Source organism: Mesorhizobium sp. M0410, from assembly GCF_040321435.1.
Taxonomy (GTDB): Bacteria; Pseudomonadota; Alphaproteobacteria; order Rhizobiales; family Rhizobiaceae; genus Mesorhizobium.
The window spans coordinates 1-7,852 of the sequence record NZ_JAMYRN010000051.1; the positions used below are offsets into that span (position 1 = coordinate 1).

The window sequence follows — 7,852 nt, forward strand, 5'->3', positions numbered from 1 at the left end:
CTCAACCGTCATCCATGCCTCCTCTCATAACCGAGGGGTCAGTTCTTCATTTCGTCAGGGGGTCAGTTTCTCAATTCGGCCGACAACGCTTCGCGCACAGCCTCATGGCTGCCCGCGCATGACTCGGGGCCGATGTGGATCGCTACTCCTTCATCGTGATGGGCTTTCACCATCTACTCCTTGCCGGTTTATACCGGCGCTCCCACACCCTCGCCGCTCGCCCCATAGCATCTACCCGGTGGGACGCGACCTTGAAACAGGTTCAACAACAGCCGAGTGGCCCTGGCCCAATCCGGATTCTACGTGTCGAAATCACTATCCGATCCGGCGGCGACGATTTGTCCGGCATCGATGAGAACAGACGAATTTCCGAGAGAGGTGCCCCGGTCCGGTTATGACCGACGCCCCGCGTAGAAGCACTGGCCGCCGTGCGTCGGATATCGTCTAGCTCTTCAGTCCGTGATCGACGCGCCGGGCCGTGATGATTTCTGCCTCGTAAGGCATTTCAGCCAGTCGTTTGTGATCGGCATGTCTGTCGAAGATCTCAAACAGTTGCGCCATTAGCTGCGAGCGGCCGATTGCGACCATGGCCTTTTGAACGATCGTGAAGGATAGAGCACGATACATAAATGTTTCGAGATCAATCTGCTCGTGAAAGACCAATGCCTCCCGCTGCACGTTTTGAAAAGCCGACAGGCTCTTCAGTTCCGCGCCAATGTCGATCTCCAAATACCCACCTTCCGGTTTCGAATGCCGATGCCGCCGATAATTCGGCAGCGCACCTTCAATGGCGGAAAGAAAATCGTCGGCAAAAGCACTGCCCCTGTCGAAAGGCTCGTATTGCAGCAAAGCCAGTAGACCGTCCGCCATCAGGACCCGCTCCGCCTCCTGATAGAACACTGAGCGATTAAATCGATGGGCGGCGCTAGCGGCCGTGAGCAGTTGAACCGAGTGGTCACCGGCTGCCAGATTTTCGGCAATTCCGTCCACATAAGTGACCGGCATGCTGGCCGGCGTCTGTGAGACCGCATGCCAGCGCATGTCTTCGTTGGGCTCAAGGGCCATGATCCGGCAGGCAGGGCCGAGGGCGGTGGCGAGGCTGCGCGTAAAGAGGCCGGTTCCGGCCCCCACCTCGATGACCGTTCCCTCAGTCGAGTTCCCAAGCAAGGACCGCAACTGCTCGGCAATGGCTGACGGGTACTCCGGACGGAACTGGTAGTAGTAACCAAGGCCATCGAAATCGTCCCACGGTCTTGGGGCTTGGGAAGATGCGGTATGATTTGATATTTTATTTTCATTGAGCATCGTGGTTCCTCCAAAGTCCGACATCCTTTGGCTGCGGCCGCTGTTCAATGCCCATGCCTTGAACTCATCCGGCCAGCGCCGGCGAAGCTATCACGGCGCACCCTCAAGGCGTTCGGCGACAGCTTCGATCAAATGGAAGATTCTAGTTCCAGAGCTAGGCGCAGAGATAGAAGCTCACAGCAGCTCATCGTGTCTGCTATCGATACCTTGCCGCTCACCCCCTCGGCCAGACGGGGTCAGCTCGGCCTGACGGGGTCTGTTTGCCGCTTACCGATCACCGGAATCGTACTGAAGAACACCCAATGACGACACCTATCATATTAGGTAGTCCCAAAGGCAGAGGTTGCGGGTTACAACTGCGGAGAACCGTGGGATTACCAATTCGATGTTGGCTAGGCGTACTAGGATGTGCAGTGCTTCGGACGGTGTCACACAGCCTCGATCATCACCAAGGCCTAAACAAGCAGGAGATAAAGCATGAAGCTCAACAGTTACGATGAATGGTCGCATCTCCGCGAAGTAATCGTTGGGTCTGCGGTAAATTACACTTTACGTGAGCCCGAACTATCGTTTGAGTACTTCTTTCTCGACATCCACAAGTCTCGCCGCAAGTGGTATTACCCACGGGTCTCGTCGGTAACTGCGGCAGACAATGAGTCTGGGCGCAAGCAGCTGGACGCCTCGAAAAACCTAGCCTTTGGCGACCTGAGCTGATTCGCTCTCGCGGTGATTTGCGCGGAGGCAGTGGATGCGAGGACAGGCTGGGTTCTGGGACATTGACGAACGCTATGCGCGGCTGAGCGAGGCGGGCGATCCGCTGGAGACGTTGACTGCGGTGGTTCTGTGGGAGGTATTTCGCAAGCCTTCGGCCAAGGCGCTGAAGCGCTCGGATGGCGCCAAGGGCAGCAGGCCGCCCTATGACGCTGTGCTGATGTTCAAGATCATGGTGTGCAGGCGCTCTACAACCTGTCTGATGACCATGCGGAATACCAGATCCAGGACCGGCTGTCCTTCATGCGCTTCCTCGGCCTGGGGCTGGGCGATAAGGTGCCGGACGCCAAGACGATCTGGCTGTTTCGGGAGCACCTCACGCAGGCGCGGGCGATCGAGAACCTGTTCGCCTGTTTTGACAAGCACCTCACCAAGGCGGGCTATCTGGCGATGGGCGGGCAGATCGTCGACGCCACGATCGTGGCGGCGCCGAAGCAGCGCAACTCCGATGGCGAGAAGGCCGACATCAAGGCGGGCAAGGTGCCGGAGGAATGGAAGGACAAGCCGGCCAAGCTGCGCCACGCTGGCGACATGCTATACATGGCACCCGGGACCCCTCCACCACGTTCGCAGAGGTGTGGACACCCCGGGCATGCAAGAAGAATCTTTAAGTTATGGACGTGCGATCAGTTGCGGCCATGTATTAGGCCTCTCAGGTGTGGCTTTCACACGCCACCGGCCAGCATGGCAAGGCATCTGGAGAATTGACAGGTTGATATGGCACCCAAACATTTTCTCGATCTGTCGGCCGTTTCCGCAGACGACCTGCGCGGCATCATGAGCGATGCGATCTCCCGCAAGGCCGCAACCAAGGCAGGCACGGCGGATAATCCGCTTGCGGGCAAGATGCTGGCGATGATCTTCGAGAAACCGTCCACCCGGACCCGCGTTTCCTTCAATGTCGGCATGCGCCAGCTCGGTGGCGAGACCCTGTTCCTGTCAGGTGCCGAGATGCAGCTCGGCCGAGCCGAAACAATCGGGGACACGGCTAAGGTCCTGTCGCGCTACGTCGACGCAATCATGATCCGCACGACCGATCACAAGCGGCTTCTAGAACTGGCGGAGCACGCTACTGTGCCGGTCATCAACGGCCTGACGGATGACACGCATCCTTGCCAGATCATGGCGGACCTTATGACTTTTGAGGAGCATCGTGGTCCGGTCAAAGGCAAGACGATTGCCTGGACGGGTGATGGGAACAATGTGCTGCATTCCTTTGTTGAGGGCGCGGCCCGGTTCGGCTACCGCATGAACATGGCCGTCCCGCTCGGTTCGGAACCCAACGATAAGTTCCTGAATTGGGCTCGCAACGAAGGCGCCAGCATCATGCTGTGCCATGATGCGGAAACAGCGGTGGCCGGCGCCGACTGCGTGGTGACGGATACTTGGGTATCCATGAACCAGGAGCATAGGGCGCGCGGACACAGCGTCTTCCAGCCGTTCCAGGTGAACAAACAGCTGATGATCCATGCCAAGAGCGATGCGCTCTTCATGCACTGCCTGCCGGCCCATCGCGGCGAGGAAGTGACCGATGAGGTGATTGAGGGACCGCAGTCCGTCGTCTTTGACGAGGCCGAAAACCGCCTGCACGCGCAGAAATCCGTACTCGCGTGGTGCCTCAGCGCTATATGATCCGCGGCGCGGCCGCTCGGTCACGATCTGAGGAACTAAGGAGTATCCGCAATGGCGGCGAAAGCCACAGAGCTTGGCGAATTCGCCGCAGATGACCGCGGACGGCTACGTCAAAATCGTTTGTGCGGGCTGTATGCACCCAACCCCTAGATGCCGTAATGGGCCGGCGCTCGTGGCATAGCCAAGAAGGTGGCTGTCCCCAGAGTGATGATGTTGAAACGGGGTCCGATTGTCTCGGCCCCAAGCATCAAGCGAGGGACAACCATGGACTATTATATAGGAATTGATGGTGCGCCGTGACGGCGCGGGAGGTGAATATGGAATAGCCACCTCTCAAGCTTGCTGGTTTTCGACCGGCGGCTGTAATGCCGCCCCGCCCGCAGGAGCAGCGGATGGAAGGGGGTGCCGAGAAGCTCGACCGGGCGTCGCCGGTTGGGTGTCATAAGCAGATCGGCCTGAACTGTACCGGGTGCGGACCATTGGCCGCCGGCCGGGCTACTATAGTGTCTATGGCGAGATAACAAAGGCGCTGGAAGCCTCGGATTCAACTTGCAACGCCTCCAAGTCGCGCGATGGCGTGGGAGGTAAGAAGCGATCAGACGCGGTGGGGCTCGTCTATCCTCACTGCAGGGCACGGACAACACGTTCCAGACGGGGGGAAGCTCGCATTGCCCTGTCTTCCGCATCGCCTGGGGTAAAGCTCACCGCCTACGGGCATGAAAGTTGGAAATCGGAACACGGGAACTTGGAGTATCTGCCCAGCGCGGAACTGGGCGTCGCCGCGACGGCCGGAGATGGACGGCACCAAGGGCGGAGCTTTCGTAGCAGTCAGAGCGCGGGAAAGCCGTGCACAGGGCGAAGGGAAGCAGGAAGACGGTAGACTTGCATGACGGAGGAGTGATCTATGGACATAGATCACCAGGCCGACGAGGCCTGGGTACTCGGCACTCAGCGCAAACTCTATCAGTGGAGTAAGGCAAATCCCGAAGACGCGTGGCGGGACATGTGGGTTTGGATCACCGACCTGCGCATGCTGCGTTACGCCTGGCAGCGCGTAGCCTCCAACCAAGGTCGACGCACGGCCGGGATCGACGGGATGACGTTGGGTCGCATCCGCAATGGCATCGGTGAGCAACGCTTCCTCGAAGGGCTCCAAGCCGAACTGCGCTGCGGCGCATATCGACCCAGCCCTGCGCGGCGCAAGCTAATCCCCAAGGCCGGTAAACCGGGGCAATTCCGGCCCCTGGGCATTCCGGTGTGGACTTCATAATGCACCTTGTTCAAACGGCTGTGGGGATGCCGGGAACACGATCGGAATTTGCAACCCATGCGCGGAGCCGTTGATCGACCACCCCGGTGATGGTGAGACCATAGGACTTGCCGGGCTTTCTGTCGGCGGGAATCACCGTCTGATCGATCCAATAATAGACCACCCCCCCGACTGACGCCATAGCGTTGGGCCACCTGATGGATGGACCGTCAGCGTCCCGGGCGGCGCCGACGGGCCGGGAATGCCGTGTTTGAACCGAATCCAGCTGATCATGCTGGCGGTGAAGGGCTTGCCGGTCGCGCTCTTCCTGCCGTCGCGGGCAAGCAGCACTGCGATCTCGCGGTCGTCATGGTATTGCGCCAGCGTGTGAACTTCATCGACGAAGGCCGGCGAATAACGAACCGCATCAGCCCGGTTTGAACGCAGGTGCACGGTCAGCGTCTCGGTTGCACCGCCCTGCCAACGAATGTGCACTTGCAGCTGCTTGGGTTTCGGTCCCGTGGCAAGGGTAATATCCTTGATCAGCAAGCGCAGCATCCGCTTGCGGTCGCGGGGCTGGTGGTCGAAGCCGTCCATAGCCGCGCAAAGTCGCGCCCGAGGGCGACGATTTGCTGCTTCTGCTCGTCCGTCACGGCCCGCAGCGTTGCCGCTCGAACTTGGCCATCTCCGCCTCAAGATCGAGCACCCGCTGCTCGGCATCGTTCCAGCGTGTCTCCAAGGTGGCGGCGATTAGGCGGTTGGCCGGATCGACGGCTGCGTAGCGCCGTTCGGCCAGATCGGCGTCGTACCGGGCGCGCTCGATGCGCCGCCGCCATTGCCCGGCCACAGCCGCGTCGCGCTTTTCCAGGCTGGCCAGCGCCGCCAGCGCGAGCTCAACCGTCAGCGGCGTGACCGCGTCGACCACGCGTGCGCTGACGGCGCTGTCGAGCGGCGCCGCGGGCACAGTCAAGCAGCAGCGTCGTGTCAGCCCTTGCGGTGCTTCCAGTTGCATTGATAGACAGGGTAGAGCCCGCCATTGCCGGTGTAGCGCACGGTGAGGCGGCGCCCGCAGGCGCCGCAGACAAGCAAGCCCTGCAAGAGGCAGAGCCCTTCGCGGGCGGGGCCGGCGAGCACCTCGCCATTGGTGTGGTTCTTGGCCAGCCGTTGCCGGTTGGCGAGAAACTGATCCCGGGTGATGTAGCCTGGATGATGGTCATGAATGACCACCCGCCACTCTTCCTCCGGCACGCAGCGCGTCCGGGTCTCGATCTCGCCGTCCGCCCGATCGCCTTCGCCGACTGACCGGTCCTCTCGACCTTTCTCTGCCACGCCAATGTTCGCGACACCTACTGGGATCCATCCGCCGCGCCGGAGCTAATGACCCATGCCGCGCGACTGCTGGATAAGCGGTGGGAGGCTCGCTCATGAGTGCCCCGAACGATCTGGCCGTGCTGATCGAGCGGTGGTTCACCGATCGGCTCATGCGACATCGAGGCGTAAGCTCCAACACCATCGCCTCCTATCGCGACACCTTCCGGCTCCTGTTTGCATTCGCGCAGACACGCCTTGGCAGGTATCCGTCGCAGTTGACACTGCGGGATTTGGACGGGCCTTTCATCGGCGCATTCCTGGAGGACCTCGAGACACAGCGATCCGCCTCAGTGAGGACCCGGAATCTCCGCCTCACGGCCATTCGGTCTTTCTTCAGATATGCGTCGTTCGAGGAGCCGGCCCATAGCGCCCAGATTCAACGCGTGCTCGCGATCCCGAGCAAGCGATGCGACAAGCGACAGCTTCAGTTTCTCACCAGGCCCGAGATTCAAGCGATCCTGGCCTGCCCGGATCGCAGCACATGGCTGGGACGGCGTGATCACACTCTGCTCTTGCTGGCCGCGCAAACGGGGTTGCGGGTCTCGGAGATCATCGATCTCGACCCGGACTCGGTGATGCTGGGCGCGGTGCCCACGTGCGATGCGTTGGCAAGGGCCGCAAGGAGCGAAGTACGCCGCTCACCAAGGTTGCACAGCAAGCCCTTCGGGGCTGGCTCAACGAGCCCAGGAAGCGGGGCGCAACGGCTCTCTTTCCCAACACGACGGCGGCATGCTTAGCGCCGACGGCCTGCAGGCGCTGCTGAACAAATATGTCGCCAAAGCGCGCGAACACTGCGTCCCCCTTCGCTCGAAGCGGGTGTCGCCCCATGTTTTGAGGCACAGCGGTGCGATGGAGCTGCTGCAGGCGGGCGTCGATTGTTCGGTCATCGCCCTGTGGCTGGGCCATGAGACGATAGAAACGACGCTGACCTATCTTCACGCACATCTTGAACTGAAGGAATCCGCACTTGCCAAGCTGAAGCCATATGAACGCGCAAAGGCCGAACGATTTCGACTAAACGACCGGCTTCTGGAATTCCTGAACGCCCTTTGAGCATGAGAAATATGCCGAGTGCGAACGGCTGGTCTCCGGCCGAAACGGCGGGAGAAGCGCACTCCAACACTCCAACCGCCATGGTCAAAGAGGCACTCGGCATAGTTCGACGGTCGGCATAAACGGCAAAGATGAATAACATCGATCCCCTTGCCTGGCTCGCTCAGACCCTCCAGCGCATCGCCAATGGCTGGCCGAGCAGCGAAATCGAGGCACTCATGCCCTGGAATTACGCCGCCTGAACGGCCTCAGCTTGTCCCTTACGGATCGTATGATAGGGACCGGCTATGGCTATTTCTGGTGGATCTACAAGGACGTCTACGCAGCCCACGGCCACGCTGGTTAAGCGATCTGTACCCATCCGGTGAAGACCGCAGACGTGCGTACCGGCGGCCATGAGCACCTGAGCACCGCGGTGCCGGGGTCAAGCTTTCGATGGGGAGACGCGATGATATTCTTCGAGGAGGAGTT

At 60.5% G+C, this 7,852-nt stretch carries 7 protein-coding genes and 3 pseudogenes; 6 read left to right on the forward strand and 4 right to left on the reverse strand.

From position 1 onward, the window contains the following. Positions 1–444: 444 nt before the first annotated feature. Positions 445–1,305 (reverse strand): class I SAM-dependent methyltransferase, encoded by an 861-nt coding sequence (locus NKI63_RS30185; RefSeq protein ID WP_352824089.1) that lies wholly within the window; start codon positions 1,303–1,305, stop codon positions 445–447. A gap of 477 nt (positions 1,306–1,782) precedes the next feature. Between NKI63_RS30185 and NKI63_RS30190 the strand changes: the two genes are divergently transcribed. From NKI63_RS30190 to NKI63_RS30205, 4 genes and pseudogenes are all read left to right on the forward strand, one after another. Continuing rightward, on the forward strand, positions 1,783–2,019 hold the full coding sequence (locus tag NKI63_RS30190; RefSeq protein WP_352824090.1) for a hypothetical protein: 237 nt from the start codon (positions 1,783–1,785) through the stop codon (positions 2,017–2,019). A 34-nt stretch (positions 2,020–2,053) separates the two neighbouring features. Continuing rightward, positions 2,054–2,592: pseudogene (locus NKI63_RS30195) on the forward strand (transposase); the annotation flags it as partial. A 201-nt stretch (positions 2,593–2,793) separates the two neighbouring features. Further along, complete coding sequence (gene argF, locus NKI63_RS30200) at positions 2,794–3,708, forward strand: ornithine carbamoyltransferase (protein WP_352824091.1); 915 nt, start codon at positions 2,794–2,796, stop codon at positions 3,706–3,708. 904 nt (positions 3,709–4,612) lie between these two features. Then, complete coding sequence (locus tag NKI63_RS30205; protein WP_352824092.1) at positions 4,613–4,978, forward strand: reverse transcriptase; 366 nt, start codon at positions 4,613–4,615, stop codon at positions 4,976–4,978. Positions 4,979–5,110: 132 nt separating this feature from the next. On the opposite strand, the gene NKI63_RS30210 is transcribed toward NKI63_RS30205, so the two are convergent. From NKI63_RS30210 to NKI63_RS30220, 3 genes are read right to left on the reverse strand one after another with little or no spacing between them, the layout of a single operon-like run. Further along, positions 5,111–5,554, reverse strand: a complete 444-nt coding sequence (locus NKI63_RS30210; RefSeq protein ID WP_352824093.1) for a hypothetical protein — start codon at positions 5,552–5,554, stop codon at positions 5,111–5,113. 52 nt (positions 5,555–5,606) lie between these two features. Beyond that, positions 5,607–5,927, reverse strand: coding sequence for a hypothetical protein (locus NKI63_RS30215; protein ID WP_352824094.1), 321 nt, complete (start codon positions 5,925–5,927; stop codon positions 5,607–5,609). Positions 5,928–5,941: 14 nt separating this feature from the next. Further along, positions 5,942–6,286: a recombinase zinc beta ribbon domain-containing protein gene (locus tag NKI63_RS30220; protein ID WP_502900532.1), complete on the reverse strand. Its 345-nt coding sequence runs from the start codon at positions 6,284–6,286 to the stop codon at positions 5,942–5,944. 95 nt (positions 6,287–6,381) lie between these two features. Here NKI63_RS30220 and NKI63_RS30230 point away from each other — a divergent pair. Both NKI63_RS30230 and NKI63_RS30235 read left to right on the forward strand, forming a co-directional pair. After that, a pseudogene (locus NKI63_RS30230) lies at positions 6,382–7,381 on the forward strand (tyrosine-type recombinase/integrase). A gap of 122 nt (positions 7,382–7,503) precedes the next feature. Continuing rightward, a pseudogene (locus tag NKI63_RS30235) lies at positions 7,504–7,623 on the forward strand (transposase domain-containing protein); the annotation flags it as partial. Positions 7,624–7,852: the final 229 nt, after the last annotated feature.